Raw genomic sequence first — 351 nt, forward strand, 5'->3', positions numbered from 1 at the left:
AATGGTTACCGAAGTGTGCTGATTCGGCACTACACTAATCCCCGAAAGCTGGCTTAGGCTGATGGCATTAGACAGGTTGAGACCACTTGCCGTTGCCCCACCCGTATTCTCGATTTCAACGGTGATGTAGTTATCGGCCTCCATCGCTTTTCCACGAATCCATGAACCGGAAGCGTTAAACGCCATCGTTTTCAGCGTAGGGGCAGCGGCGGTTACCACTTGCGTGCTGCCACTGCCCGATAAGCCCAAACGGCTGAAGTTCGCCGTGAGTGTCCCTGCCGCAGTGGGGGTTCCCGAGAGTTTATAGGTCAGCACACGCGACTGCCCCGGGGTAATGGTTACATTCGTTGT

General features: G+C 55.0%; 1 pseudogene. It reads right to left on the reverse strand.

The annotated features are described in order from the left end of the window. A pseudogene (locus VQ048_RS12815) lies at window positions 1–351 on the reverse strand (hypothetical protein); the annotation flags it as partial.

Origin of the sequence: Bergeyella anatis (assembly GCF_036016955.1) — a bacterium.
GTDB lineage: Bacteria > Bacteroidota > Bacteroidia > Flavobacteriales > Weeksellaceae > JAYWXI01.